Annotated in this window: 22 protein-coding genes; 15 read left to right on the top strand and 7 right to left on the bottom strand. The window is 38.4% G+C overall.

Going from position 1 to position 26,100, the window contains the following annotated elements:
* Positions 1-65: 65 nt before the first annotated feature.
* Positions 66-956 (bottom strand): DUF4198 domain-containing protein, encoded by an 891-nt coding sequence (locus tag O1449_RS09785; RefSeq protein ID WP_269238198.1) that lies wholly within the window; start codon positions 954-956, stop codon positions 66-68.
* 322 nt (positions 957-1,278) lie between these two features.
* On the opposite strand from O1449_RS09785, the gene O1449_RS09780 reads away from it, so the two are divergent.
* The 3 genes from O1449_RS09780 to O1449_RS09770 are packed head-to-tail and all read left to right on the top strand — an operon-like array spanning position 1,279 to position 4,963.
* Positions 1,279-2,856, top strand: coding sequence for a DUF2271 domain-containing protein (locus O1449_RS09780; RefSeq protein WP_269230011.1), 1,578 nt, complete (start codon positions 1,279-1,281; stop codon positions 2,854-2,856).
* 34 nt (positions 2,857-2,890) lie between these two features.
* On the top strand, positions 2,891-3,481 hold the full coding sequence (locus O1449_RS09775) for a PepSY-associated TM helix domain-containing protein (protein ID WP_269230012.1): 591 nt from the start codon (positions 2,891-2,893) through the stop codon (positions 3,479-3,481).
* Between the two features lie 9 nt (positions 3,482-3,490).
* Positions 3,491-4,963 (top strand): sulfite reductase subunit alpha, encoded by a 1,473-nt coding sequence (locus O1449_RS09770; protein WP_269238197.1) that lies wholly within the window; start codon positions 3,491-3,493, stop codon positions 4,961-4,963.
* A gap of 9 nt (positions 4,964-4,972) precedes the next feature.
* Here the strand turns inward: O1449_RS09770 and O1449_RS09765 are convergent, their stop codons facing one another.
* Complete coding sequence (locus tag O1449_RS09765) at positions 4,973-5,194, bottom strand: DUF6500 family protein (protein WP_269238196.1); 222 nt, start codon at positions 5,192-5,194, stop codon at positions 4,973-4,975.
* A 164-nt stretch (positions 5,195-5,358) separates the two neighbouring features.
* Positions 5,359-7,422: a TonB-dependent receptor plug domain-containing protein gene (locus O1449_RS09760; protein WP_269238195.1), complete on the bottom strand. Its 2,064-nt coding sequence runs from the start codon at positions 7,420-7,422 to the stop codon at positions 5,359-5,361.
* A 285-nt stretch (positions 7,423-7,707) separates the two neighbouring features.
* Here O1449_RS09760 and O1449_RS09755 point away from each other — a divergent pair, with 285 nt between their 5' ends.
* From O1449_RS09755 to O1449_RS09740, 4 genes are all read left to right on the top strand, one after another.
* Positions 7,708-9,912 carry a TonB-dependent receptor gene (locus O1449_RS09755; RefSeq protein ID WP_269238194.1) on the top strand — a complete coding sequence of 735 codons (2,205 nt, stop codon included), beginning with the start codon at positions 7,708-7,710 and terminating at the stop codon, positions 9,910-9,912.
* 331 nt (positions 9,913-10,243) lie between these two features.
* A complete protein-coding gene (locus O1449_RS09750) occupies positions 10,244-10,441 on the top strand; it encodes a hypothetical protein (protein ID WP_269230016.1) in 198 nt (65 codons plus the stop codon).
* Positions 10,442-10,771: 330 nt separating this feature from the next.
* The gene (locus tag O1449_RS09745; RefSeq protein ID WP_269230017.1) at positions 10,772-12,091 is read left to right on the top strand and encodes an NCS2 family permease; all 1,320 of its coding nucleotides are present in this window, start codon (positions 10,772-10,774) and stop codon (positions 12,089-12,091) included.
* Positions 12,092-12,172: 81 nt separating this feature from the next.
* On the top strand, positions 12,173-13,171 hold the full coding sequence (locus tag O1449_RS09740) for an adenosine deaminase (RefSeq protein WP_269238193.1): 999 nt from the start codon (positions 12,173-12,175) through the stop codon (positions 13,169-13,171).
* A gap of 43 nt (positions 13,172-13,214) precedes the next feature.
* On the opposite strand, the gene O1449_RS09735 is transcribed toward O1449_RS09740, so the two are convergent.
* Positions 13,215-13,769, bottom strand: a complete 555-nt coding sequence (locus O1449_RS09735) for a cytochrome b (RefSeq protein ID WP_269230019.1) — start codon at positions 13,767-13,769, stop codon at positions 13,215-13,217.
* Positions 13,770-13,985: 216 nt separating this feature from the next.
* Between O1449_RS09735 and O1449_RS09730 the strand changes: the two genes are divergently transcribed.
* The 3 genes from O1449_RS09730 (at position 13,986) to rnhB (ending at position 15,500) form a co-directional block, all read left to right on the top strand.
* Positions 13,986-14,360, top strand: coding sequence for a hypothetical protein (locus O1449_RS09730; RefSeq protein WP_269230020.1), 375 nt, complete (start codon positions 13,986-13,988; stop codon positions 14,358-14,360).
* A 237-nt stretch (positions 14,361-14,597) separates the two neighbouring features.
* Positions 14,598-14,873 (top strand): hypothetical protein, encoded by a 276-nt coding sequence (locus tag O1449_RS09725; RefSeq protein WP_269238192.1) that lies wholly within the window; start codon positions 14,598-14,600, stop codon positions 14,871-14,873.
* A 60-nt stretch (positions 14,874-14,933) separates the two neighbouring features.
* Positions 14,934-15,500, top strand: coding sequence for a ribonuclease HII (gene rnhB, locus O1449_RS09720; RefSeq protein WP_269239693.1), 567 nt, complete (start codon positions 14,934-14,936; stop codon positions 15,498-15,500).
* 78 nt (positions 15,501-15,578) lie between these two features.
* On the opposite strand, the gene csrA is transcribed toward rnhB, so the two are convergent.
* From csrA to alaS, 3 genes are all read right to left on the bottom strand, one after another.
* Positions 15,579-15,842 (bottom strand): carbon storage regulator CsrA, encoded by a 264-nt coding sequence (gene csrA / locus O1449_RS09715; protein ID WP_269238191.1) that lies wholly within the window; start codon positions 15,840-15,842, stop codon positions 15,579-15,581.
* 240 nt (positions 15,843-16,082) lie between these two features.
* Positions 16,083-17,363, bottom strand: coding sequence for an aspartate kinase (locus O1449_RS09710; RefSeq protein WP_269230022.1), 1,281 nt, complete (start codon positions 17,361-17,363; stop codon positions 16,083-16,085).
* 66 nt (positions 17,364-17,429) lie between these two features.
* Positions 17,430-20,120, bottom strand: coding sequence for an alanine--tRNA ligase (alaS, locus tag O1449_RS09705; RefSeq protein ID WP_269238190.1), 2,691 nt, complete (start codon positions 20,118-20,120; stop codon positions 17,430-17,432).
* Positions 20,121-20,302: 182 nt separating this feature from the next.
* On the opposite strand from alaS, the gene O1449_RS09700 reads away from it, so the two are divergent.
* The 5 genes from O1449_RS09700 to O1449_RS09680 all read left to right on the top strand — a co-directional run bounded on the left by O1449_RS09700 (position 20,303) and on the right by O1449_RS09680 (position 25,732).
* Positions 20,303-21,328 carry a type I glyceraldehyde-3-phosphate dehydrogenase gene (locus O1449_RS09700; RefSeq protein ID WP_269238189.1) on the top strand — a complete coding sequence of 342 codons (1,026 nt, stop codon included), beginning with the start codon at positions 20,303-20,305 and terminating at the stop codon, positions 21,326-21,328.
* A gap of 39 nt (positions 21,329-21,367) precedes the next feature.
* Complete coding sequence (locus tag O1449_RS09695; RefSeq protein ID WP_269238188.1) at positions 21,368-21,685, top strand: hypothetical protein; 318 nt, start codon at positions 21,368-21,370, stop codon at positions 21,683-21,685.
* Positions 21,686-21,951: 266 nt separating this feature from the next.
* Complete coding sequence (locus O1449_RS09690) at positions 21,952-22,989, top strand: carboxypeptidase regulatory-like domain-containing protein (protein ID WP_269238187.1); 1,038 nt, start codon at positions 21,952-21,954, stop codon at positions 22,987-22,989.
* A 198-nt stretch (positions 22,990-23,187) separates the two neighbouring features.
* Complete coding sequence (locus O1449_RS09685; RefSeq protein ID WP_269238186.1) at positions 23,188-24,354, top strand: ATP phosphoribosyltransferase regulatory subunit; 1,167 nt, start codon at positions 23,188-23,190, stop codon at positions 24,352-24,354.
* A gap of 58 nt (positions 24,355-24,412) precedes the next feature.
* Positions 24,413-25,732, top strand: a complete 1,320-nt coding sequence (locus tag O1449_RS09680; protein ID WP_004661353.1) for an adenylosuccinate synthase — start codon at positions 24,413-24,415, stop codon at positions 25,730-25,732.
* Positions 25,733-26,100: the final 368 nt, after the last annotated feature.

Here is a 26,100-nt window from a genome sequence, read left to right as displayed (position 1 = left end):
AAATGAATTGTATTTTATAACAAGGTGAAAGAAAGGCACTTACAGCAAGTAAGTGCCTAATCGACTTATTCAGTCACTTCTACAGTAACACTATAAGTATAGGTTTGAGTCACAGGTTGTTTGGTATTATCAGTGTTTGCTTCAGGATAAACGGCTGTAATTAAATAAATACCAGCTTCATTAAATTTAACTTCAACTTCACCTTTTGCATTGGTTTTCACATGGGGTTGTTCACGTTTTGCATTTGGTTGATAGCTACTTGCACCTTTAAAGACATCAACTTCTAAGTTAGGAACAGCTTTGCCATCCATTAAAACTTGTGCTTTAAGTGATTCACCAACATATAATTCATTTGGATGTGTTAAAAATTTAAACTCAAAACCTTTATTTTCAACTTGTGGAGTTGGGCTTGGTTTGCCTTTCGTTACAAAACTTTCGGCAATATAATAATTGGTGGTTTGTATTGTTTTTGCATTGGCTGGAACTTGGTCTTCAGCAACAAAACGAGGTGGTTGATTCGCAGGCGCTTGTTGAGGTGCTTTTTGTTCAGCATTTGCTTGGGGTTGTTGCATTGGTGATGCATTTGCAGGGCGTGGTGCGCGTACACGTAACCAATGACCATCCACTAAAGCATATTTGGTTGGATTACCTACAGCATCTTTGGTTCGGATACGGTAGGTTCCTTCATTGGCTAAAGTGAATTCAGCAATATTAAACTTTTTCAGTTCTGCTGCTGCATTAAGTGATGTCGTCTTTCCATCAGGGCTTGTAACTTGGTAACTCGTTTTAAAGTTTCTGCTTGGAACAAAGAATTTTTCTACAGTGATACTACTTTGGAAACTAACATTGTCTGACTTACTATCAAATACTTCTGGCAATAAAAAAGGGCTAGCAGTATGGGCAAAACTTAATGTTGGTAATGCAGAAAGTAATGCAATCGTAACCAAATGACGCATGAAGAATTCCTTAAAAGATAAATAAGCAAAACGCACAAGATTTGTGACAATCTACTTGATAACGAGTATCAATTGCAATATTATTTCGATAAATTTTTAATCGTCAAGCTGAAACACTTGGATTGGCAATTAAAAGAATATTTCCCTCGCTTATGTGAAGCCTAATTTTGATTAATGTCATTGATTTTATTTAGTAATATAGTCATTCATTCTGCCAAAATTTTGCTGAAAACAAGATGAGCATTAAGATAAAGTTAAGAGCATTATTTTGAATCTATTGATCAATAGATTTTAGGTAAATCTTGGAGAATGGAACCCTAGTATGTCATCAACTCAACAACTTTCTCGTCCAGTACAGATACTCTTTCGTTTATCACCGTTGATGGCAGCGTTGGCTGTATTCATGTCACCAATCACGGCGACTCAAGCAAATGAGCCGAGTCTCAGTGAAAATGCAATACAACAGTTATCTGAGTCAGCTCAAGCACCAAGTTATCGTTTTCATCAAGATCATGTGCTAGGTACATCTTTAGATGTTGTGGTCACTACATCTCAGCAACAAGATGCAGAAAAGGCATTACAAGCGATTCAGACAGAAATTGCTCGACTTGATCAAATTCTTTCAGTTTGGCGTGCTGATAGTGAAATTAGCCAATTAAATCGTGAACACCAAATTTCTGCTTCATCTGAACTTTATGAGGTTGTTGCGGCTTGTGAGCAATGGCGCAGTGCAACATGTGGTGGTTTTGATGCGCGTTTAGGGCAGTTGATTCAGTTGTGGGAACAAAGCAATCAAGTCCAACGCTTGGATGACAATACTCAAGAATCATTACTGCGTCAGTTACAAACGCAAAGTATTGAACTGAATCCTGAAACGAAACAAATTAAAACACCTTCAGCAGTTAAAATTGCACCTGATGCTTATGCCAAAGGTTATGTGATTGACCGTGCTTTGTTGGCAGCAAAACAAGCTGTACCACATTTACAAGGGATTCTGATTGATATTGGCGGTGATATGCGTGTTTGGGGGCAATCACCTCAACAAGCGGGTTGGAAAGTTGGTGTACAAGACCCGAATGAACGTTTTGATAATGTTGCACCAACTCAAGTACTCAACCTTAAAGATCAAGCTGTGGCTTTTAGTGGTCAAGGCTATCGTGGACTCGCAAATCAATCGCATTTGTTAAATCCACATACAGGACAACCGATTCAAAACGTTGAACAATGTGTTGTGGTTGGACAGTGTGCTGCTGATTCAGATGCATTAGCAACCGCATTAACTGCAATGCCTGCACATGAGGGGATGCAACTGATTGAACAACTCGTCGGTTATGAGGCTCAACTTGTTGCAACTGATGGCACACGTTATCAAAGTTCAGGATGGTCATCTTTAATGGATGCCAATCAACCTGGAATGATGCGTCATGTTGCAGCGAATGGTGCAGCAACAGCTTGGCCAAAAGGCTATCAAGCTCAGTTAGAAGTGAATATTCCAAAGATCGCAGTAGACAACTACCGTGCGCCTTATGTCTCGGTTTGGGTAACAGATAGTGATAAAAAGATTGTGCGTACACTGGCTGTCTGGGGTAAAGATGAGAAGTGGATTAACTCTAACTATGTTTGGTGGCGTCGATATGGTCGTCAAATGCCAAACTTAGATGCTGTTGCAAAACCTTCACGTCAACCAGGACAGTATAAGTTGGCTTGGGATGGTAAAGATGAAGCGGGTAAAATAGTGAATGCAGGTAAATATATTATCCATATTGAAACTTCGCGTGAGCATGGTGATCATTCTTATCAAACCATTGAGTTGAATGTCACACCAAAAGCTGCAACACAAACGCTGCCTGCTCAAGCAGAAATTGGTACAGTTAAATTGAATTTCCAACGTGGTGCTTAAGCTTTAGCATCACTCCATCTATGAGGCTAGTCCCTTGTATCAGCGCCGTGATTTTTACCGCCATGCACGTTATGTGCATGGTTGGCTTTCTGCCTTTGCCTTTATCGTTTTGATCTTCTTTGCTGCTACAGGTTTATTTCTCAATAATCCTGATTGGTTTAAATCAAAAAATGCAGAGCAAACGACCACATTCACTTTACCGCCAACCTTGGTTGCGTCTCTGCAAAAACAAGAGAATCCAAGCCAAAGTATTGTGGAATATGTTCGTACAAAACAACCTTTGATTGGTCGTTATAAAAGTAGCGAAGTGATGGATGGTGAAGTCATGATTCGTCTCGAAAGCCCCGCAGGTTCAACCGACTTGTGGGTGTTGCTCGATAATGGTGATGTTGAAATTACACAAAAATCAGCTACTCCTGTTTCACTATTAAATGATCTACATCGTGGCAAAAACGTTGGAACAGCTTGGCATTGGTTAATTGATATCAGTGCAATCATCATTATTTTATTGTCGTTGGCAGGTTATATCCTGTTTCTGACTATTAAAACCCGTTTAGTGACACATCTGCTTTTAACAGCATGTAGTTTATCGGCAATTATTCTGCTCATTTGGTCTGCTATTTAAGGTGAAAGGATGACTCAAGCTGTACTGACGATTATTGTGATATTGGCAATATTATTGAGTCTACATCTTTTTATAATCGTTTGGTTGTTATGGCAACAACGTCATGCGAAGCAAAAAGCCAATCAAGATCATCCTGCTTATTTAGTGGTGTATGCAAGTCAATCAGGTCATGCTGAATCTTGGGCAAAGCATACGGCTGAACAATTGCGTTTAATTGATCATCACACTGCAATTCGAAATATTCAAGAACTGAGTATTGCTGATTTAACCCAACATCAACATATTTTATGGGTGGTGAGTACTTATGGCGAAGGGGATGCACCTGATGCCGCCCAGTCATTTGTCCATAAAATATTGTCCCAATCTTTAGATTTATCGCATTTATCCTTTGCAGTGCTTGCATTGGGTGATCAACGCTATGCGAATTTTTGTCAGTTTGGAAAAACACTAGAACAATGGTTATTGAAGCAGCAAGCTCAGGCTCTATTTTCGACTGTTTGTGTCGATCAGCTTAATAGTCGTGATTTAGAACAATGGTTGCTTGGTCTGGAGCAATTAACCACCACTCAATTTTCAGCGCTATCTCTTGAAAAAGAGCATGTGGAATTAAGATTTGCTCATCGCCAATGTTTGAATAGAGGCAGTATTGGGGAAGCAATTTATAAAATCCAATTGATTCCTGAACAAGATTTGGTTTGGTCATCAGGTGATATTTTAGAAATTCAATGTGAAAATAATACGGCTGATATTCACGATTTTTTAGCAGCACAACAGCAAAAAGATGCAGTGGATTTCATCCCTCAACTACGCCGCTTAAATTTAAGAAAATTACCGCCTAGAGCTTCGCTTTCATTCGCAGAATGGATTGCACAGTTTGAATCATTAGCTCAACGTGAGTATTCGATTGCGAGCTTACCTGAAAATGGTTTAATCGAATTGGTGGTGAGGCAGCAACAGACTGAATCAGGTTTAGGACTAGGTTCAGGTTGGTTGACGGTGGGGTTAGAGCAAGACCAATTGCTGCAAGCCAATATACGCCATAATCCAAGTTTCCATTTAGCTCATGATGAGCGACCACTGATTTTAATCGGTAATGGTACGGGAATCGCAGGTCTAGTTGCACATTTACGTCAACGTGAGCATTGGGGATATAAAAACAATTGGCTGATTTTTGGTGAAAGACAGCAGCAGTTTGATCATTTATACCAAACAGAGATTCGGTATTGGCAGCAGCATGGTTTTCTGGATCAGGTGGATTATGCTTTTTCACGTGATCAAGCTGAAAAAGTCTATGTTCAAGATTGTCTAAGAAAACAATCGGTTCAATTACAAGCATGGATTGCACAAGGCGCAGCGATATATGTCTGTGGTAGTTTACAAGGCATGGCGAGCGGTGTTGATCAAGCACTAAAAGAGATTCTAGGGCATGAACAGGTAGAACTGCTTAAGCAGCAACAGCGTTATCAACGTGATGTGTATTAAATCTTTGGATTAATCAGATTGGGCTAAGACCAGTGCTTTAATCTTGTCAGCTTTTTCAAAATGATCAAGTCGATGTTCAATGATCCACCAACGGGCAGCTTCCATTAAGCATTCAGGATCATCATTTTTATTGGCAAAGAAAGCATAAAAAGAAAGTCCGACGTTACTGCCTTTTTTTGCAATTTTTTCATCGCAGACCTGCAGGATTTTGGCTTTGAGTTCGGCTCTCATATTATCCTTTATTCATTAAAGAAAATAATATGCAGATCATAGCATTCCCAATATCGAAAATTCTCATAGTTAGATTTTTAATATCTATTTTGAAATCTAAAAAACCAGCTATTTTCATAGCTGGCTTTTGTTAATCATGAATCAACTTAGTCTAGGCAGAAAAGTTAGAATTTTTTCTCTAGAGAAAATTGGAAACTAGGCATGCCTTGGTTTGTTCTTGCTTGATATAAACTACCATCAGACTGATTGGTCAATCGTTCTTTATAATCCGTGCTTAATACATTGTTCAGATTCAAACTTGCTGCCCAACCATGAGTAAAGCGTTTAGTTGCACTCAGATCTACACCAAAGCGTTCATTGGTGGTTCGATCATAAGGTTGATTATCTAAGCCGCGAGTGAATTCAGGGGTATAGCTCACATTGATACTGGTAGAAAGTTGCCAAGGCTTAAAGTTATAAGATAAACCTGCGCTTGCATTATAGGGTGCAACATCACTCACTAAACGTTGATTGTGTTGTTCATCTTCAACTTTGGCACGGATGGTTGATACTTGACCATTCAGCATAAATGAATGACCCGCATCTGTTTGTTTTAACGCATAACGCCCAGAAAGCTCAACGCCGTAAGTTGTTGCTTCATTTTGGTTTTGTGGGCGTTCAACATAGCGAGAGCCTTCAAGGGCAATCACCTTTTCGATGTAATCTTTAATTTCGCGATGATATGCAGTTAAACTCATACCACCATTCGCTGAGTCATATGCCAGTGTTGATTCAGCAGCACGGGTTTTTTCTGGTTTTAAGTTTGGATTTCCACCACGATCTGGATTGTTTAATGAACCAGCATCACTATCTGTAGAAACAGTCACATTAGAAATGAGACGTTCGGTTTTTGGTGTGTTAAATGCTTGGCTGAGATTTGTTTGAATTGACCATTGTTCGGTCAGATCAAAACGATAAGCCAGTACTGGACTCAAATGCTGATCTTGATAATCGACTAGACCTGAGCGATTTAACCATTCTTGGCGCGCACCTAAGGTAATCGTTTGTCGATCTGTAAAATGCCAGCTTCCTTCAGCATATAAAGCATAGCGTTGTTCGTCTAAACTTTCGCTTACATTACTATCTAGATTATTACTACGTAGATCAGCCCCAAATTTAATTTGACGATCTGGGTCTAATTTACGCATACCATCATAAGCTAAACCATATTCATTAATGGTTTCATCCGTGTAAATGGTATTTTGAGGTGAATGTGTCAGTTGAGTTTCTGTTTGGCGTTCAACAGATAATTTGATTTTATCGCTGAGATCTTTGTCTTTGCGTTCATAGCGTGTATTTAAACGGATGCTATCATTTTTATCATCTTGAGTTTGATTTGCTGAGTACCCATCCATTTTAATATTGCGATAGAATAATTCAGCGCTTAACTTTTGTTGATCATCAAGATCATATTGCAAGCGAGGGGCAAACATTTGCATGGTGCGATTGACAGTACGTGCTTGTTCACGTATTCCAGTTGCCGTCTCAGTTTTAGTGAGTGACGTATTATCAATCCACATTTGATTTGCAGATACACTATATGACCATGCATTGTCACGACCATCAGCTTGAATATTAATTTGTTTATTTTCAGATTCTTGCTGATTACTATTGCGTAGACCGTAACCTACTTTTACTGAACCACTTATACGATTATCCAGTGGTTCTTTTAAAATAATATTGATCACTGCCGATGATGCAACTGAAGCTTGAGCAACACTTGGTTGTTTAACAATCTCAATACGTTCAATCATTTCAGGGGTAATGGTGTCAATAATAGACATCCCACCACGAGGACCACCTTGTACTGGTTCACCATTGATTAAGAATATCGGGCCAGCACCACCACGAAAACGCATTCCAGAAGCACCGCTACCACCGCGAGGACCTTGTCCAGGCGTTGGAAGTTGAAAACCTGCCGCACGGCGTAAAGCATCCATGACGGATTGATCGCCATATTGCAGCATTTCATCTCGGGTAATCACTGTCTTTGGAACTGCACTGATGTCATCATCTTTTTGTTTTTGTGGCTCTGCAGACGCTTTAAAAGAAAGAGTAGGTAAAGTTTGAACTACTGGTTCGGCAGATGGAGGCGTTGTGTTGGTATCGGCAGCAAAAATTGAAGAACTTATACTGAGTAATGCCGAACTGAGTGCGCTTAATTTTCCATAGTAGAGAGGATGTTTCATTTTAAATACCCCAAAAAAGAATCAAATTATTTTGCATGTAGCCTAATGTAAAATTGTGTAGAAAAATGGAATTTAGCTTAAATAAGCCTCAGATTTAAAAAATATTTTTTAATCAGTTATGCGCTATTAAAGAGCATGATTTCATAAAAATTGACTGCTAAATAAGCTGAGGCAAAGAATTTATGTAAAATATGATGAAAATAAGAATTATTTTCATTAATATTGTATTGTTTTTTATATTTTAAGTTTTTCTTAATATTTGTCTGTTTTTTGTTTGGAATTTTTATGACATCTCGATATGTTACGCTCTCTCACAAGCCTATTTTTAGATTTAGTGCATTAAGCTTAATGCTCTTACAAGCGCAGTACTTATTTGCCAACGTGAACAATACTCAGGCTGCGGTTATGCCAACCATTAAAATTGAAGCGATGAGTGAGCTTGATCCAATCAAAAGTTACATTGATTATGATCAAGCCAGTGTGACTCGAAATGGACTAAAGAAAAAAGATATTCCTCAAACGATTGATACCATTGATGTTCAGAAATATAAAATCTATGGTGCAAATGATTTAAGTGTCATGTTGCAGGGAACACCTGGTGTATCAACAAGTTATGACATGCGTGGAGATGGTATTAATCTTCGGGGATTTAATGCAGATACTGGCGATATCTATCGTGATGGTATTCGTGAAAGTGGTCAAGTTCGCCGTAGTACTGCAAATATTGAGCGTATTGAAATATTGAAGGGACCATCTTCTGTGCTTTATGGACGTAGTTCAGGCGGTGGGGTGATCAATATGGTCAGTAAATTTGCCAACTTTGACTCTAAAAGCTCAGTTGGTATTTATACGGGTTCGTACGATAACTATGGTACGACTGTTGATTTGAATCAAGTTGTAACGGATAACCTCGCATTACGTTTGACAGGAGAGTATGGCGAATCAGATAGTTTTCGTTCAGGAATTGAAAATAAAATTGAAATGTTGTCACCAAGCTTTACCTATAAAAATGATGAAGGTCTCACTTGGACAATGCAATATACCTACGATAAGTTACATCGAGTGCCTGATCGTGGTCCATCATTTTCTGCCCTTCCTCAAGGCACTTCCATCAAAACAGGTTTCGCACAAGAGGGCGATTATGTAAATGATATTTTACAGGTTGCTCGTTCTGATTTGAATTATGAATTTGCGCCAAAATGGAATTTTCACTGGGCTGTGAGCTACCGAGAGGCTCAACAAAACTTTGATCATTTCTACTTGGGAGGACTTTGCACTACTGAAAATACCGTGATTGCAAATGCGGGTTCATGTAAGGGGCATGTTGGTGAAATTTCGCAAATTTATTATTGGCAGCAAACCAATAACAAAACCACCAGTAACACTTTTGATATACGTGGAGAGTTTGATACAGGTGCTCTCAAACACAACGTATTGGTTGGTGCTGACTGGACATACGAGCAACGAGAACCACTTTTAGCAAACCAAAATAAAAATGGTTCTGCCATATACGGCTATGTAAACCCGTTAACAGGAGATCGAACCAGTTCTAGAGGGACAGGTGATTTAAATATTAGAACCCATAATTACTATCAGAATGAAGCTTATGGTCTATTTGTTCAGGACTTAATAAGTTTCAATGATTATTTTAAAATCATGTTGGGTGGTCGTTATGACTATTTTCAATCCGAAACAACCAATCGTCTGAAGACTAGTGATGCTTTGGATTATCATCGTAGTATCGATGGCGAAAGCTTTAGTCCGAATGTTGGTTTTATTTGGCAACCGATAGAGAGCCAAAGTTTTTATGCTTCCTATAGCAAAAGCTTCGCACCTTTTGGTGGGCGTGTCAGTGTTAATGTGGTCTCTGGAGATAGCAAGTTAAATGCTTTTGATGCCAAACCACAATATAACGAACAATATGAAATTGGGGTAAAAAGTGATTGGCTTAATGATCGATTGAATACCCAGCTTTCGGTCTATGATATCCGTAAAAATAATATTCGTTACCAGCCTGATCCAGTAAACAAACCAGAAGAATGGGTTGTTGGGGGACAGCATCAGTCTAAAGGGATAGAGTTTAGCTTTATTGGACGTGCTTTAGATAACTTGTTTGTACGGGGAGGCTATAGCTATATGGACACTGAGGTGACAAAAGACAATAAGACCGCAAATATTGGTAAGGTGTTGAACAATACACCACGTCATACAGGCAACGTATTCGTGCGTTATTTACCTACAGATAAAATCTATGGTGAAATCGGAGCAACTTATGTCGGTGATGCGAAGATATATTCAAATGGCAGTTTAGATAATAAGCCTATCGATTTTCAAGGATTCACGCGTTTAGATGCTGCAATTGGCTATAGTGCTGATCCATGGAATGTGACTATTGCTGTAAATAACCTAACCAATAAAGACTATTGGCGCTCAGAGTCAATGCCTGGAACACCACGTAATGTTCTAGTTCGATTGAATTATCAGTTTTAAACTTGTTTAGATCGCATATGAGTAAAAGCATCTTTAGTTAAACTAAAGATGCTTTTTTATTTGATTTTTGATAATAATCCATCTTTAATTTTAACAAATGTTATAAAAATACTTAAATTTCGATCTATCTTATTGAATTATATAAAATGGAATTGCTTTAAGAATATAAATAATTTAAGATCTATTTGGGTGAAAAATGTACAAAATCAATTTATAAACAATCATATAATTGTGAATTATTTCTAATTTGTGATTATTTAATGTTAATTAATTCTCATTTTTGTTTATTATTGTTAATATTCAAGAAAAGCATACAATAGAGATAATAATAATGAAGATATTCCTTCCATTGCTTGTTGTTTGTTCGATTGTTGTTTTGGGTTATGCTGCATATGTAGATGCCCAAGATAAAAGACGCCAAGAGCTTACGAAAATTGTAAATGATGCGGAACACAGTTTGCATATGATCCAGAATAATCCTAATTATACCAAGCATACACATTTGTCATCGTATAAGAACAATCAATAGTCATTGATATTAATCAATAATTATTGCAATTCAGTGTATGTGTCTTTCTAGGATGTATGATAACTAGGCTTTTTTTGATTTGAAGCCATCAAGTTTTGCTTAGAATCTGTTAAAATATTTACCATTGAATAAAAAGCTGCATCTCGTTATGCAGCTTTTTACATTTTGATAGCGGGTCAGATTTATACATCTTGTCGGTGTCACAAGCATTCGGCTGGCATAGAGATTGCTTTATCGTTGTGTATGCCATTTCGCAAATTCAAAAAAGATTGAAATGCAAGTGTATAGATTTCAATTCCTAAGATCTCAGATTTTAACAGGTGCTATGTTATGACAACGCCTAATGCTTCGGTTGGTGTTTTAGAACGCTTATTTAAATTAAGTGAGAACAAAACCAACTTCAGAACAGAAGTTCTAGCGGGTGTAACTACATTTTTGACGATGTGTTACATCATTATTGTAAACCCACTTATTCTTTCCGAAACTGGAATGGATCATGGTGCTGTGTTTGTTGCAACCTGTTTAGCTGCTGCTATTGGTTGCTTGGTAATGGGGATTGTTGCCAATTATCCAATCGCACTTGCACCGGGGATGGGCCTAAATGCGTATTTTACCTATTCGGTCTGTTTAGGCATGGGTGTACCTTGGCAGACGGCGCTTGCGGCTGTTTTTGTTTCAGGTTTAGTCTTTTTGGCAATCAGCTTTTTTAAAATTCGTGAAGCAATTGTCAATGCCATTCCTATGTCGCTTAAATTTGCGATTGGTGGCGGTATTGGTTTATTCCTTGCCCTCATTGCGCTTAAAAATGCAGGCATCATTGTAGACAATCCAGCGACTTTAGTTGGTCTGGGAAATATTAAGCAACCTACGGTTTTACTGGCTTTATTTGGCTTTTTAATGATTGTGGTTTTACACCAGTTAAAAGTTCGTGGTGCGATCATCATTAGTATTCTTGCTGTGACTGGAATAGCGACAGCTTTAGGCTTAAATGAATTTAAAGGTGTTGTTGGACAGATTCCATCGATTGCACCCACCTTTATGCAAATGGATTTTGAAGGTCTATTTACTGCAAGTATGGTTGGGGTGATTTTTGTCTTCTTTATTGTCGATTTATTTGATAGTACAGGGACTTTAGTTGGTGTATCGCACCGTGCAGGTTTACTACAAGATGGTAAGTTACCTCGTTTGAAGAAAGCGTTGTTCGCTGATTCAACAGCAATTGTTGCAGGCGCAGCATTAGGTACATCTTCAACCACGCCTTATATTGAATCTGCATCGGGTGTTGCTGCGGGTGGTCGTACGGGTTTGACTGCTGTTGTCGTTGCATTCTTATTTATTGGCTGCTTATTCTTGGCACCGTTAGCTCAATCTGTTCCAAGTTTTGCAACAGCTCCTGCATTATTATTTATCGGTGTGTTGATGATTCAAGGAATCACACATATTGATTGGGATGATATTACAGAAGCAGTGCCTGCATTTTTAACGATTGTATTTATGCCATTTACGTATTCAATTGCGGATGGTATTGCAATGGGCTTTATCAGTTATGCATTGGTTAAGTTATTTACGGGCAAGGCAAAGACCGTTCCTTACATGGTTTGGATTATTGCTGCACTGTGGGTATTTAAATTTATTGCATTTGGCGGCTAAGCCATTTAAAAGTTATTGATAAAACCTTTAGAGGGTGTACCGAACAGGCAACACCCTTTTTTATTTAGACGTGGAGTTAATATGAATCAAGTCGAGCTGATTCGTGCTTTACCCAAAGCCGAATTGCATGTGCATATTGAAGGGACTTTTGAACCAGAACTGATGTTTGCAATTGCACAGCGTAATCAGATTCAGATTCCTTATCAATCGGTTGAAGAAGTAAAGCAAGCGTATAACTTTCATAATCTTCAATCTTTTTTAGATATTTATTATGCTGGTGCGAACGTGCTGGTGTATGAACAAGATTTTTATGATCTGGCTTGGGCATATTTTGAGAAATGTGCTGAAGATCGTGTCGTGCATACAGAGATGTTCTTCGATCCACAAACACATACTGAGCGTGGGGTTGAATTTGCAACAGTGCTTGCAGGTTTAAAGCGTGCTTGTAAAGATGCTCAGGAAAAATTAGGGATTAGTTCTCAATTGATCATGTGCTTCTTGCGTCATTTAAGTGAAGAAAAAGCATTTGAAACACTTGAGCAAGCCTTGCCATTTAAAGATGACATTATTGCAATTGGTTTAGATTCGAGTGAAGTTGGACATCCTCCAGCAAAATTTGAGCGTGTATTTGCTAAAGCCCGTGAAGCTGGTTTCTTGATCGTGGCACATGCGGGTGAAGAAGGCCCACCAGAATATATCTGGGAAGCTTTAGACTTGTTAAAAGTAAACCGTATTGATCATGGTGTGCGTTCTGAAGAAGATGAGCGCTTAATGGCGCGTTTAATCGCTGAGAAAATGCCTTTAACAGTTTGTCCTTTAAGTAACTTAAAGCTTTGTGTTGTAAAAGACATGGGTGAGCACAACATTCGCCGTTTATTACAAAAGGGTGTGCATGTTACTGTAAACTCGGATGATCCTTCATATTTCGGTGGTTATATGAATGATAACTTTGTAGCAATTCAGCAGGCTTTAGATTTATCGAATGATGAGCTTAAGCAACTCGCAATTAACTCTTTTGAGGCATCTTTTATTTCTGATGACGAGAAACAGAAATGGATTGCGGAAGTGAAAAAGATTTAAATGTAAAAAAACCGCGTTAAGCGGTTTTTTTATGTGTCAGGATTTATTTAGGTTGGCGCAACATACTCAATAAGACATTATCTTTATCAATGATGTGATGTTTTATTGCTGCTAAAGCATGACCAACAATAAGTAAACCTGCAAACCAAGAAAGATAAATGTGTAATGGTTTCACGATTTCAAGCAGGTCAGGATTGTCTTGAACTAAGCGAGGAATTTCAAATAAATATAAAACAGGAGCTGGATGTCCAGCACTCCAACTAAATAAACAGCCTGTAATGGGTAGTGCGAGTAGCATGAGATATAATAAGAAATGCCCAACATGTGCCAATATTTTCATGGTCGGAGACATTGTGTCAGGTAGCTGTGGTGCAGGGTGGGTATAACGCCAAAAAATTCGAATCACAACCAGAAAGATAATGGTGGTCGCTATATTTTTATGTAGTGTAATAACATTCCCTTTAAAGCTTCCATCAACGTCATAGCTGAGAAAATTGCCACTATAAAAGCCGATCAGCCAAGCAGTGATAAAAATAACCGCCATCAGCCAGTGTAAAATTTGCGCTGTGCGTGTGTAATATTGTGCTGAGGTTGACATCGCAACATCCTAGCGGTGAGATATGAGTTTTACAATTTTAAATAGCTCATTTTTCTTCATATACAGCGTATATGTAACAGAGCGTTTTATGCTTGGAACAGTAAGTGGAATACAACGTCATTGTTATATTATGTAAAGAATCTACACAGTCATTTCTTTCAAGTGATCCTTTAGGCACAATACGCGTGCTAAAATTTTGGATACAGGTTTGAGTTCGTGAAAAAATTATTTTTTATTGTGCCTATGTTATTTGCTTTAAATGGTTGTGTTGCGCCAAATACTAATAATTCCACTGCAACAACATCTCAGCAGTTGGGTGTGACGGCATTAAAAATTGCAGTGAATGCGAAATGTATTAATGAAATACATACATTACCCGCATGGAAAACAGCAACTCGTTTAATGACATCTGAGCAACGTGAAAACATTCAGACGAATGTATGTGGCTGTGTTAGTGAAAAAGCACCAAATAGTGTAACGACGATTGAATTGGCAACAGCTGCGATTGATCCTACGGCACGTGCAACGATTGTGAATCAAGTTGTTTCTAAAACAGTAAATGCCTGTGTCGCAGAGGTGTTGAGAAAATAATGAGTTTAGAGATAAGACTGGTGATTACATTGGTCTTATTTCAATTGATCGCAATAAGGTTATGTTTATTTTGTAAACTTTAATTATGTTATCTGAAATGTAGAATAAGATTTAAAACTCATTATAAATAATACAATAAGGTGAGTGCATGTATAACCATAAATTTTTTTTGCTTTAGTTTTGACTTTTATCTCATCATTATGTGTAGCGCAAAATGCCGAGCAACATAGTTCCCACATGGTAAATTCAGCCATTCAAGTTGCTGCCCAAACAAAATGTAAACATGATCTTGATGATTCCGCGGATTGGAAAGTTGCGAGTAAATTAATGACCAAGAACCAAAAACAACAGAAAAAAAAGCAAATTTGTAAATGTGTTGGTAAAAATGCACCTACTGTATTATCTCCATCAGAGCTTGCTTTAGCGGCAGTGGATTCAAAAGCTAGAACAGCATTAACAGGCGTTGCTGTCGCAAAAACGATGAACGCTTGTGTATCAGAAGTGATAAAATAGAACAGTTTAAATAAGTTATAATTAGTTGCTCTGAAGCAGCTGATCTTTGTGAGTAATATCATGTTTGTTGCTGGTGTAGATGAAGCAGGGCGTGGGCCTTTGGTAGGTTCAGTTGTTGCTGCTGCGGTAATTTTAGATCCCAATAATCCGATTGAGGGTTTAAATGATTCTAAAAAATTAACTGAAAAGAAACGTGAAAAACTTTTCTTAGAAATTCAAGAGAAAGCCTTAGCTTGGTCAATTGCAGAAGCTTCTCACGCAGAAATTGACGAAATTAATATTTTACAGGCAACTTTTTTAGCCATGCGTCGTGCTGTAGATGCTTTAAACATTCAGCCTGAAAAAGTGATTGTTGATGGCAACCAAATTCCGAAAGGAATTGAAATATCGTGTGAAGCGATTGTTGGTGGGGATGCAAGCCATGCTGAGATTAGTGCAGCAAGTATCTTGGCTAAAGTAACACGTGACCGTCAAATGCATGAACTAGATCAGCAATACCCTAATTATGGTTTTGCAAAACATAAAGGCTATCCAACTAAAGCACATTTTGAAGCAATTGCAGCGTATGGCGTGATTGATCAACATCGTCGTAGTTATGCGCCAGTAAAAAAAGCGCTGGGTTTATAAATATATAATTGAGTCTCCATAAACAATTAAAGCGACTAAAGATTAGTCGCTTTAATTGTTAGAGAAGAATTCTGTACATTAACGATTGAAGTTATTATTTCGAGTGAAATCGTTATTATCTTCTTCAAAAGAAAGTTGATAATCTTGATCAAGATGTTGTAAATGCTCATGCATAGCACGTTCATGTTGGATACGTTGGTAAATTTCCTCACGATGCACGGAAACTTCTTTTGGAGCATTTACACCAATACGCACCTGATTACCTTTTACGCCAAGCACAGTAACACTGACTTGATCCCCAATCATTAATGTTTCTCCGACACGACGGGTCAGAATCAGCATGTTTATCTCCTTGCTAAACGCTTAAACTTGCGACAGGGAATTCATTGTTTGAAAGCACAGCCTTAATATACAGAAAATTCTAACAGAAATATGTAAAAAACAGCTTTTTTTCGTAAGTTCTGCCAAGTTCTTCTGAAAAACCTCACAACTTAATATAACAGAGCCACTGTAATAAAAACTATAGTGGCTCTGTATTTTTTACTATTTACTTGAAAGTAAATATGCTTATTGTGCTATGAATTAAGCACGTGCGCTGCTTTCGCCATGTTCACGGTCTAAACCAAAAGCGGTATGTAGGCAACGTACAGCAAGCTCTAGGTAGTTTTCTTCAATGATGACAGAAATCTTAATTTCTGAAGTAGAAATCATGAGAATATTAATGCTTTCATCTGCAAGAGCTGTAAACATTTTGCTTGCTACACCAGCATGTGAGCGCATACCTACACCAACAATAGACACTTTTACGATGTCATCGCGAGTGACAACTTCACAGCCTTCAATGCTGCTTGCTGTTTGGTCTAAGATTGCTTTAGCTTTAGCAAGATCATTGCGATTTACAGTAAAGGTAAAATCAGTAGTACCATCTTCTTCAACATTTTGGATAATCATATCCACTTCAATGTTGGCATCACTAATCGGTGATAAGATTTTAGAGGCAATGCCCGGTTCATCTGGAACACCCAAAATCGTTAATTTTGCTTCGTCACGGTTAAATGCAATGCCTGCAATAATTGGTTGTTCCATGTCGTCTTCTGCCTCAGTCGTGATTAGTGTGCCTACGTTTTGTTTGAAATCTTCATCAAATGCGCCGTCATTGTCATTATCAAAGCTTGATAATACACGTAATGGAACCTGATATTTGCCTGCGAATTCAACCGAACGAATTTGTAAAACTTTTGAACCTAAAGATGCCATTTCAAGCATTTCTTCAAAAGAGATACGGTCAACTTTTTTCGCTTTAGGTGCTACACGAGGATCAGTGGTATAAACACCATCCACATCTGTATAAATTTGGCATTCATCTGCTTTTAAAGCGGCTGCAAGTGCTACACCAGAGGTATCTGAACCGCCACGACCTAATGTTGTAATATTTCCTTCAGCATCAAAGCCTTGGAAACCAGCGACAACAATGACACGACCTGCATCTAAATCATTGGTCATTACATCAGTATCAATTGATTCGATACGTGCTTTGGTAAACGCGCTGTCAGTTTTAATCCCAACTTGACGTCCAGTGTATGATTTAGCTTCTACACCAATTGAATTCAGTGCCATAGCTAACATGGAAATCGTTACTTGTTCACCCGTAGACACCATTTGATCAAGTTCACGTGGGTTAGGGGTGCTAGTAATGGCTTTAGCAAGCGCAAGTAAGCGGTTGGTTTCACCACTCATTGCCGATACAACCACGACCACTTTGTGACCATGATCATGCCAACGCTTGACACGATGAGCAACATTTAAAATGCGCTCAGGAGTACCCATAGAGGTACCGCCATATTTTTGAACGATTAATGCCATAGTTGTTCCATATAAGCCATGACCCTGAGAGGCATCAGGGTCAGTTACACAAAAGTGAAGTTGTTATTATTGCTCAAGCCAAGCAGGCAATGCTGCAATCACTTGATCAAACTTCTCGTTAAGTGGCGCGCCACCTTGTGCTAAGTCAGGTTTACCACCACCTTTGCCACCAAGCTCTTGAGCTAAATGTTTGATGATGTCACCTGCTTTTAGAGTTGCAGCGTATTGTTTAGCGACGGATGCGATTAAACTCACTTTATCACCTTCAACACCAGCTAAAATAATGACTGCATCTTCCAATTTTGATTTTACGCTGTCATGTAGATTGCGTAATGATTTGGCATCTAAACCTTTTACTGATGTGATAAGCGTTTGACGACCAGCAATTTCTTTCACTTGATCTAATAAATCAGCTGCTTGGAAGCTAGCTAATTTTTGATTTAATTGTTCAATTTGCTTTTGTAGACTTGATGCTGTTTCAACAATCGCTTCAACTTTTTCTACAGTTTGGTCTTTTTGCGCTTTCAATAAACCGTTAATGATTTGGATATCTGTTTCTGCTTTTTGAACTGTTTCAAGTGCTTTCGTACCCGTCACGGCTTCAATACGGCGAACGCCCGCAGCGACACCACCTTCAGAAGTGATTTTGAATAAACCAATATCACCCGTACGTTTAACGTGAATCCCACCACACAGTTCGATTGAGAAGTTTTGCTCTTCAATCATAGAACCCATAGACAGTACGCGAACTTCTTCACCATACTTTTCACCGAACAGCATCATCGCGCCTTTCGTTTTAGCTGATTCAATATCGAGCAGTTCAGTTGTTACAGGAGTGTTGGCAATCACTTCGGCATTGACTAAACGTTCAATCTGTTGCAATTGTTCGAAAGAAACAGGTTGGTCGTTGGCAAAGTCAAAACGTAAAATATCGCTTGCAACCAAAGAACCTTTTTGTTGTACATGCTCACCAAGAATCTGACGTAAAGCTGCATGGAGAAGGTGAGTGGCAGAGTGATTACGCGCAGTTGCTGCACGAATATCCGCTTTAACGGTTGCTTCAACGTTTTGAGTTGCTTTGAGGCTACCCATGGTCACGAGACCTTGGTGTACAAAAGCACCACCAGATTTTTTGGTATCTTGAACTTCGAAAATACCTGTATCATTTTTGAAGATACCTGTGTCACCAATTTGACCACCGCTTTCAGCATAGAAAGGAGTTTGGTTCAAAACGATAAGGGCTTCATCACCTTCATTGATCTCATCAACTTGAACGCCATCTTTATAGATCGCAACAATTTGACCTTGACCTTGAGTTGCATCATAACCATCAAATTGAGTTTCGCCTTCAACTTTAACAATGCTGTTATAGTCAACTGCGAATTTACCTGCATCACGCGCACGTTGGCGTTGTGCAGCCATTTCAACTTCAAAACCAGCTTCATCAATTGTCAGATCACGCTCACGTGCGATATCGGCAGTTAAGTCAGTCGGGAAACCGTAAGTATCATAAAGTTTGAATACAGTTTCGCCTGCAATCACATTGCCTTTCAGTTGAGCCAATTCACCTTCTAACAACTTCAAGCCTTGCTCAAGTGTTTTAGCAAATTGCTCTTCTTCTTTAAGCAATTGTGCTTCGATGCGTGCTTGTTGTGCAGCAAGCTCAGGGTAAGCTTCACCCATCACTTCAATTAAAGGTTGCAACATCTTGTAGAAGAAAGAACCTGTTGCACCTAACTTATTACCATGACGCACTGCACGGCGAATGATACGACGCAACACATAACCACGACCTTCATTTGAAGGATTAACACCGTCAGCAATCAAGAATGAGCATGAACGTGCATGATCTGCAATGACTTTTAATGATGCTGGATATTCAACTGGTTTATTTTGAGCTTTCGCTTCAGCTTCAATTGCAGTGGTATCTAAACCAATGATTTCAGCTGCTGCTTTTAATAAGTGCTGGAACAGGTCAATTTCGTAGTTTGAATTGACATGTTGCAGAACCGCAGAAATACGCTCCAAGCCCATACCTGTATCTACAGAAGGTGCTGGAAGAGGGTGCATTACACCATCCGCAGTACGGTTGAACTGCATGAATACATTGTTCCAAATTTCGATGAAACGGTCGCCATCTTCCTCAGGTGAGCCAGGTAAGCCACCCCAGATATGATCGCCATGATCATAGAAGATTTCTGAACATGGACCACATGGACCTGTATCACCCATTGCCCAGAAGTTATCAGAAGCGTATAAACCGCCTTTATTGTCACCAATACGGATAATACGCTCAGCATCAATACCGATTTCTTTGTTCCAAATATCAAATGCTTCATCATCAGTGTGATAAACCGTGACATATAAACGATCTTTCGGTAAACCTAACCATTGTTCGCTGGTCAAAAATTCCCAAGCAAATTTCAGTGCATTTTGTTTGAAATAATCACCGAAAGAGAAGTTACCTAACATTTCAAAGAAAGTATGATGACGTGCGGTATAACCTACGTTGTCGAGGTCATTGTGTTTACCGCCTGCACGCACACATTTTTGTGATGAAACAGCACGAACATAGTCGCGCTTTTCTAAACCTAAGAAACAGTCTTTAAACTGGTTCATACCAGCATTGGTAAATAGCAAAGTTGGGTCGTTGGCAGGAACGAGAGAACTCGAAGCAACACGTGTATGCCCTTGCGATTCGAAGTAACGCAAAAATGCTTCACGGATTTCAGCGGATGTCATAAAACGAGTACTCACAACCAAGCGTCCATAATTTTAAAAAGTGCTAAATTATAACGGAAAATACCAGTCCAACCAACGATTTTACAAGCAATATCATATAAAACTGTGTTTAAGCTAAAAATCTATATTCAATAGCGCTGTTCATGTTTTACCATATAGCATAGAAAAGATGATGTTTTGATGAATAAGGGCTCTGCATGCAACGTATCGCTATTAATGGATTTGGTCGAATTGGTCGAAATGTATTACGTGCGTGGTTTGAGAGTCCAAAAAAATTTCAATTTGATATCGTTGCCATCAACGACATTGCCGATGTGCAGACCTTGGTGCACTTGTTTAAGTATGACACCACGCATGGACGTTTTGCAGGTCAAGTTGAAATTCAGATTGAAAATGAGCAGATATTTTTAAATATTCAGTCCAATCAACGACAGTTAAAATTACAAGTCTTTAAGCAAGCACAACCTGAATTGCTCTCTTGGGCAGATTTAAAAATAGATGTGGTATTGGAATGTACAGGTCTATTCCGTTCACGTGCTGATGCAACTCGCCATGTCGAAGCAGGGGCAAAGCGGGTCATTATTGGTGCTGCGCCTTTTGATTCGGTCGATGCTGCAATTGTCTATGGTGTCAATCACAATGATGTGAAAGCAACTGATCAAATTATTTCCAGTGTTTCATGTACCACACAGGCATTAGTACCATTAGTTAAAATTATTGATGATGCTTTTGGTATTGATACGGCATTAATGACAGAAATCCATGCGGTTACAGCAGATCAATCGGTATTAGATCACGCACACCGAGATTTACGTCGTGCCCGTGCTTCAGGACAAAATATTATTCCAACAACTTCGAGTGCATTAGGGGCATTAAAACAAGTGATGCCAAAAATGGAAGGCCGAATTGATGGTTATTCTATTCGTGTTCCAACCATTAATGTCGCAGCAATTGATTTGAGTTTTGTCTCGCATTCAGCCATTACAGTGCATAAAATTAATCAAGTATTGAGCAAAGCGGCACAACTTGATTATGCGCAGATTATGCAAGTGACAGATGAAGATTTGGTTTCAAGTGATTTTAATCATTCGCCCTATTCTTTAATCGTCGATTTAACTCAAACCATGGTGGTGGGTCATCAAGCCAAAGTGTTTGCGTGGTATGATAATGAATGGGGATATGCGAATCGTTTACTTGATTTGTGTGAATCTTTTTGTCGTTAAATAGATCATATATTAGAAATAAAATTTGAGGATAAAATTATGACATTGATGTTGATTTGGGGCTTCCTGATTGTTTTATTGGTGGCTGTTGCTTTTTTATTTTGGTTTCAGTTTAAGACATCAACAATAGTACCAAACCAAGATACACACGTTTTACAACTTGAGGGAAAAGTTGTACATCTAGAGTTGCATCTAAAAAAGAGTTTGGAAATTATGCAAGATTTAGCAAAGAAGATGCATGTACAACAAGAAGTTTTAGATAGAACTGTGGCAAATATCGCAGCATTGGAGAAACAAAATGCTGAGTTGGTGAATGTTTTGGAAATTATGGTTAAAGGTGGGGAGAATGTGTCATAAATGGGTATTCCTCAAATGGGGAATTGATAATTTTTTTAATTAAATATTTGTTTTTAAAAATATTTTGATACAAATTTAAAACTAGAAAAGACTCTATATAGAATTGTAAAACTTATGCAAAACAATGATTAATTTTTGTTAGATGGTTAAATATTTTTTAATTATTATTTTGACTGAAAACTAACTTGAAGTGTGTTTTGGCTGTTGCTTATTATAAATCGTGCTTCACAAAGCATTGACCACTAAACACATAAGGATAATTAATAATGAAAAAAATAGTTTTAAAACGTACAGCAATCTGCTCAGCTTTATTTAGTGCGATTGTAATGGTCACAGGTTGTAATGATGATAATAGTTCAAATAACAATAATGGTGGGCAACAGCAAACAACGACTGAAAAATTGACAGGGACTGTTGCAACAGGGGCAGCTTTGGCTGGCGCTAATTTGGAAGTTGTTAATAAAAATGGTGTAAAAAAATCCGTTGTTGTGGGGATGGATGGCAAGTTTAGTATTGATGTTGAAAAAGGTGCACCATATCTATTAAAAGCAACAAAGGGTGATGTGACTTTATATTCTTATGCGGGTGGGGCTGGTAATGTCAATGTCACGCAATTGACGAGTCAAGCGATTTTAGCAATTAATCAAAAACCTGAAAATCGCGATTATAATTCATTAGCAGATATTTATAACCATTGGGCGACATTAGCTAAAGATAGTACAATAGAAGAAATCAATACTGCGATTGAACAATCGGCTAAAGAAGTTGTTGCGAATTTAAAAACAGTGTTTGAAGCAAATGGCTTTAGTGCAACAACGGGTTATCCGAATATTTTTAAAACAGCATTTACTGCAAATTCAACAGGCTTAGATAAAGTTTTAGATCAAGTTAAAATCAATGGTTTAAATAGTGTCTGTACCGGTATTGGTAGTACATATAATTGTAATGTGCAATATGTCGTCAATGGTCAACCGTTTGAATGGAACTATAGTGTCAATACGACTGGTTTAAATATTGTTGTTGATCTAAGTAATAATCCAAGTATCCCTTCAGGAAATTATAATTTAAAAGTGACAACTTCAGTAATGGGGCAAGGTGCATCTGTAACGATAAATAATGTACCAAAACCTACTAATCAATCTGAATTCTGTGGTTCTAATGATGTAACTGCGCAATTACCACAAGGTCAATTCAAGATTAATAGTTGTAGTTTTAATGGATCTGTAGGAAATATCAATGCGACAGTAAATGCGAATGGATATAGCGTTACTTACGATGTTAAATATGAATACAGTGCAGCGTAACTAACTCTAAAATCTTTGGTATTTTCATAGGTATCCACACTAGATACCTATGTTTAAAAGACTCAATTTCCTAAAATTCTCAGGTGCATCATATAAATCTTCGTGCTACACTACGCTGAATCGGGCATTCACCCGATTTTTTTATGTGGTTGCTTTTTGTGTGGATGCCTCCACATTGAACAGATTTTAGGTTTGAACATGACCATTTCAGAGACATGGTTGCTCCCTGATGGGGTAGCAGATGTATTGCCCGAACAAGCGCAAGTTGTTGAAGCTTTGCGTAGACAAGCATTAGATTTTCTTGCAGTTCGCGGTTATCAATTGGTATATACACCATTTATTGAATACATCGAATCGTTATCTTCACTTTCAGAATCAAATCAAGACTTAGATTTGGTTACATTTAAAGTTATTGATCAACTTTCAGGTCGTTTGCTTGGTGTCCGAGCGGATATGACACCGCAAGTTGCACGTATTGATGCGCATGTTCGACCAATTGAAGGTGTAGCTCGTTATTGCTATGCAGGTACAGTCCTTCATACAAAACCGCAAAACTTTAATGCAACACGCGCTCCACTCCAGTTGGGTGCGGAGCTATATGGTCATGACAGCATCGAAGCTGATGTCGAAATGATTGATGTTATGCTTGGTTTGTTGGAAAAAACAGATAGTTTACAAGGTGTTCACCTAGACTTAGGTCATGTTGGTTTATTCCGTAGTCTGGTTAAGCGTGCTGGTTTAAATAAAAATACTGAAAATCAGCTGTCTGATTTATATCAGCGTAAGGCTTTACCAGAATTAGAAGAATTTACTCAAGACTTGCCAATGGGTACTGATTTTTATGCTCTAGGTCGTTATGCGAGCGATCTAGAAGCTTTGCAAGCACATTTAAGTCCAGATGTTTTAAATGATGTTGATTTTAAAAATGCGTTTGATGCATTGAGAACAACTTTTGCAGAAATAAGATCTCGCTGGTCTAGTCTTGATATTGGTATAGATGTCATTGAACTGCGTAGTTACCACTATCATACGGGTTTGATGTATGCCATTTATGCGCCTAATCGCGCTGCGCCACTTGCTCAGGGTGGGCGTTATGATGGTATTGGTGAGCACTTTGGTCGTGCTCGTCCAGCAACAGGTTTTAGTTGTGATTTATATGCTTTAGGCGCTACACAATTTGCTGAAATTGAAACAGTTGTCGCTCCTAAAGGCAATCAACAAGATCTATGGAATGCAATTGCTGATGCACGTACTCAAGGTTTAAGTGTAGTGCAATTGTTAGGTAATGATGATTTAAGCTCTGTACCTTATGCGACGCATCAAATGGTGTTGCAAAATGGGCAATGGGTAATTGAAAAAATTTAATTGCTAAGTTTAAAAAGCTTAGCTTCCAATTTTAACAGCATGATGTAATGAGGCTATTATGGGCAAAAATGTTGTGGTACTGGGTACCCAATGGGGCGACGAGGGTAAAGGTAAGATCGTCGACCTGCTCACAGATCAGGCGGCTGCGGTCGTACGCTATCAAGGTGGACACAATGCAGGTCACACACTTGTCGTCGGTGGTAAGAAGACTGTATTACACCTCATTCCATCAGGTATTTTACGTGAAAACGTATTGTGCTTAATCGGGAATGGTGTTGTTCTTTCTCCTGAAGCATTAATCAAAGAAATGGCAATTCTGGAAGCGGAAGGCGTACCTGTTAAAGAGCGTTTACGTATTTCACCAAACTGTCCTTTAATTTTGCCAAACCATATTGCACTAGACCAAGCACGTGAGAAAAAACGTGGTAATGCCAAAATTGGTACAACAGGTCGTGGCATTGGTCCAGCTTATGAAGATAAAGTTGCACGTCGTGCTGTACGTGTAGCTGATTTAATTCGTGGTGGCGCATTACTTGAAGAAAAACTTAAGGAAATGCTAGAGCTTCATAACTTCCAACTTTCTCAATTCTATGGCGTTGATGAAGTTAAATTTGAAGATGTACTCGAGCTTTGTAATCAATGGCGTGAAGTGCTTGCACCATTAGTGATTGACGTGACCAAAGTGTTACATGATTACCGCAAAGAAGGTAAGTCAATTATGTTTGAAGGTGCTCAAGGTTCGTTACTTGACATCGATCATGGTACTTACCCGTTTGTAACAAGTTCTAATACAACCGCAGGTGGCGTAAGTTCTGGTTCTGGTATGGGGCCATTACATTTAGATTATGTATTAGGTATTACTAAAGCATATACAACGCGCGTAGGTGCAGGTCCATTCCCAACCGAGTTGCACTACGATGCTGCTACAGATACGGGTGATGCGATTGGTCGTCATTTAGGTACTGTAGGTCACGAATTTGGTGCATCTACTGGTCGTCAACGTCGTTGTGGCTGGTTCGATGCTGAAATTCTACGTCGTTCAGTTGAAGTAAACTCATTATCTGGTATTTGCTTGACTAAACTTGATGTATTAGATGGTTTAGAAGAAATCAAAATCTGTGTAGGTTATGAAGATGTTGATTCAGGCTGTGCAGGTTCTTCTGATGCAATTTCATTTGAAAGCTTAAAACCAATCTATGAAACAATGCCAGGTTGGAGTGAATCAACTGTTGGTTTGACTCAAATTGATCAACTTCCTGCAAATGCATTGGCTTATGTGAAACGTCTTGAGCAGTTAATTGAATGCCCAATTGACATCGTTTCAACAGGTCCAGACCGTGCAGAAACAATCGTGTTACGTCATCCATTTTCAGCATAAGCTGATGTGAGGATTGAAAAGCTCCCGTATGGGAGCTTTTTTATTTTATAGATTTAGTTATTCAAACGGCCTAGCAAAAAATCAGCTTTTGATTTCAATCTTTATTATTTCACAGCTTAAAAAATCCTCGTTATATTAACGATACATTCAAACAAAGAGGGCTTTAATGATGACGAAAAAGAGAATCCGTTACAATGGATATGAATTAGCATGCCAATGTTAATTCAATCCAAGGTGATGAATGAGGTACAAACCAATTTTGATCGGGCGGGGAGCGAAATTGGTTTGAACATGTTTAATATAATAAGAACAAACCTTAAGCTTAAACATAAGACTGATAAAAGATTTAAGAGAACTGAAAGGTTCTC

The organism is Acinetobacter sp. TR3 (genome assembly GCF_027105055.1).
Lineage (GTDB): Bacteria > Pseudomonadota > Gammaproteobacteria > Pseudomonadales > Moraxellaceae > Acinetobacter.
The sequence above is the reverse complement of the archived record's forward strand: the minus strand, read 5'-3'. Positions and strand labels throughout refer to the sequence as shown.

Excerpts from the sequence above, each read along its gene's own strand:
- O1449_RS09745 (WP_269230017.1), top strand. The coding sequence starts at position 10,772 with ATGACAACGCCTAATGCTTCGGTTGGTGTTTTAGAACGCTTATTTAAA.
- O1449_RS09725 (WP_269238192.1), top strand. The coding sequence starts at position 14,598 with ATGGTAAATTCAGCCATTCAAGTTGCTGCCCAAACAAAATGTAAACAT.
- O1449_RS09770 (WP_269238197.1), top strand. The coding sequence starts at position 3,491 with ATGACTCAAGCTGTACTGACGATTATTGTGATATTGGCAATATTATTG.
- O1449_RS09780 (WP_269230011.1), top strand. The coding sequence starts at position 1,279 with ATGTCATCAACTCAACAACTTTCTCGTCCAGTACAGATACTCTTTCGT.
- csrA (WP_269238191.1), bottom strand. The coding sequence starts at position 15,842 with ATGCTGATTCTGACCCGTCGTGTCGGAGAAACATTAATGATTGGGGAT.
- O1449_RS09740 (WP_269238193.1), top strand. The coding sequence starts at position 12,173 with ATGAATCAAGTCGAGCTGATTCGTGCTTTACCCAAAGCCGAATTGCAT.
- O1449_RS09760 (WP_269238195.1), bottom strand. The coding sequence starts at position 7,422 with ATGAAACATCCTCTCTACTATGGAAAATTAAGCGCACTCAGTTCGGCA.
- O1449_RS09750 (WP_269230016.1), top strand. The coding sequence starts at position 10,244 with ATGAAGATATTCCTTCCATTGCTTGTTGTTTGTTCGATTGTTGTTTTG.
- O1449_RS09680 (WP_004661353.1), top strand. The coding sequence starts at position 24,413 with ATGGGCAAAAATGTTGTGGTACTGGGTACCCAATGGGGCGACGAGGGT.
- O1449_RS09710 (WP_269230022.1), bottom strand. The coding sequence starts at position 17,363 with ATGGCATTAATCGTTCAAAAATATGGCGGTACCTCTATGGGTACTCCT.
- O1449_RS09785 (WP_269238198.1), bottom strand. The coding sequence starts at position 956 with ATGCGTCATTTGGTTACGATTGCATTACTTTCTGCATTACCAACATTA.
- O1449_RS09765 (WP_269238196.1), bottom strand. The coding sequence starts at position 5,194 with ATGAGAGCCGAACTCAAAGCCAAAATCCTGCAGGTCTGCGATGAAAAA.
- O1449_RS09755 (WP_269238194.1), top strand. The coding sequence starts at position 7,708 with ATGACATCTCGATATGTTACGCTCTCTCACAAGCCTATTTTTAGATTT.
- rnhB (WP_269239693.1), top strand. The coding sequence starts at position 14,934 with ATGTTTGTTGCTGGTGTAGATGAAGCAGGGCGTGGGCCTTTGGTAGGT.
- O1449_RS09695 (WP_269238188.1), top strand. The coding sequence starts at position 21,368 with ATGACATTGATGTTGATTTGGGGCTTCCTGATTGTTTTATTGGTGGCT.
- O1449_RS09700 (WP_269238189.1), top strand. The coding sequence starts at position 20,303 with ATGCAACGTATCGCTATTAATGGATTTGGTCGAATTGGTCGAAATGTA.
- O1449_RS09685 (WP_269238186.1), top strand. The coding sequence starts at position 23,188 with ATGACCATTTCAGAGACATGGTTGCTCCCTGATGGGGTAGCAGATGTA.
- O1449_RS09735 (WP_269230019.1), bottom strand. The coding sequence starts at position 13,769 with ATGTCAACCTCAGCACAATATTACACACGCACAGCGCAAATTTTACAC.
- O1449_RS09690 (WP_269238187.1), top strand. The coding sequence starts at position 21,952 with ATGAAAAAAATAGTTTTAAAACGTACAGCAATCTGCTCAGCTTTATTT.